This window comes from Leisingera sp. F5 (genome assembly GCF_001593695.1).
This window is the reverse complement of sequence record NZ_LUKH01001383.1, coordinates 1-1,065: the sequence shown is the minus strand read 5'-3', so window position 1 is coordinate 1,065 and position 1,065 is coordinate 1. Positions and strand designations below refer to the sequence as shown.

General features: G+C 64.9%; 2 protein-coding genes and 1 pseudogene. All 3 read right to left on the bottom strand.

Annotated elements, in window-relative coordinates:
- Window positions 1-220: pseudogene (locus A2I95_RS41630) on the bottom strand (alpha/beta hydrolase); the annotation flags it as partial.
- Window positions 174-479 carry a hypothetical protein gene (locus A2I95_RS41625; protein ID WP_367153229.1) on the bottom strand — a complete coding sequence of 102 codons (306 nt, stop codon included), beginning with the start codon at window positions 477-479 and terminating at the stop codon, window positions 174-176. The pseudogene A2I95_RS41630 and the gene A2I95_RS41625, both read right to left, overlap by 47 nt.
- A partial coding sequence (locus A2I95_RS41620; RefSeq protein WP_291738118.1) for an alpha/beta hydrolase occupies window positions 476-1,065 on the bottom strand: 590 nt, incomplete at its 5' end. The genes A2I95_RS41620 and A2I95_RS41625, both read right to left, overlap by 4 nt.

The window sequence follows — 1,065 nt, the reverse complement described above, 5'->3', positions numbered from 1 at the left end:
CATCCGCCCCCGGTATAAGGGCGGAGAACAGCGGGTTCAGCGTCTCGCTGCCCGCAATCACCCCCAGTTGAAAATCAACCGGCGGCAGTTGTTTCGGCAAGCTCTCCGCCCCGGTTCCCAGCTGCAGGCCCGCAGGGCCGTTCAGCAGGCCGAAAACCTCCCAATCGCCCAGCTCATCCACCAGTTCGCTGCCCTGGCATCACAGCGGTGGTGATACCATTGGCGGCCAGCTCCGCCTCCGCCGCGACGACACCTTCGGCCATCTGCTTCATCGCGCCCCGGCGCGGCGCCAAATGGCGCTCAAACCCGTCGCCGTGCAGATCCACGATCCCCGGCAGCACCAGATAGCCTGTCAGGTCCGCAACGCGCCCTGCCGCTGTCTCCGATACCAGGCCGCCTGCGATGGCAATTTCGCCGCCGCGCTCCAACCCGCCGGGGCGCAGCACATCGCCGCCTTGCAGCGTCAGTTCCAATGTCATTTCTCTGCCTCTGCGCAACCGCCATTCAGCTGGCAAGCCTCAGCGATGATCTCTTCCACTGCCGCCAGCCAGTTCAGCGACGGCTCAAACCGCCCCTCCTCGAGGAAATGCAGCGTCTGCGCCATCACCTGCGGATTGTTCATCATATAGGTATGGGTGACCGGCAGTGTCAGATGCGCCGCCATGCCGTCCGCCTTGGTGCTGGCGACCGAGACCTTACCGTCATCCGCCCCCGGTATAAGGGCGGAGAACAGCGGGTTCAGCGTCTCGCTGCCCGCGATCACCCCCAGCTGAAAATCAACCGGCGGCAGTTGTTTCGACAGGCTCTCCGCCCCGGTGCCGAGCTGCTGGCCCGCAGGGCCGTTCAGCAGGCCGAAAACCTCCCAATCGCCTAGCTCATCCACCAGTTCGCTGCCCTGGTTCGGCGGGCCCATCATCACCACCCGGCCCAGGTTTTGCGGATGGTTGCCCTGCAGCCAATGGCGCAACAGGATGCCGCCCATCGAGTGGGTCACCACATGGGTTGTCTCTTCACCGCAGGCAGCAAAGGCCTCCGGCAGGGTCTCCTCTGCCAGTACCTGGATGG

Bases quoted from the DNA above. Each gene is read 5' to 3' on its own strand.
- A2I95_RS41625 (WP_367153229.1), bottom strand. From the start codon at position 479: ATGACATTGGAACTGACGCTGCAAGGCGGCGATGTGCTGCGCCCCGGC.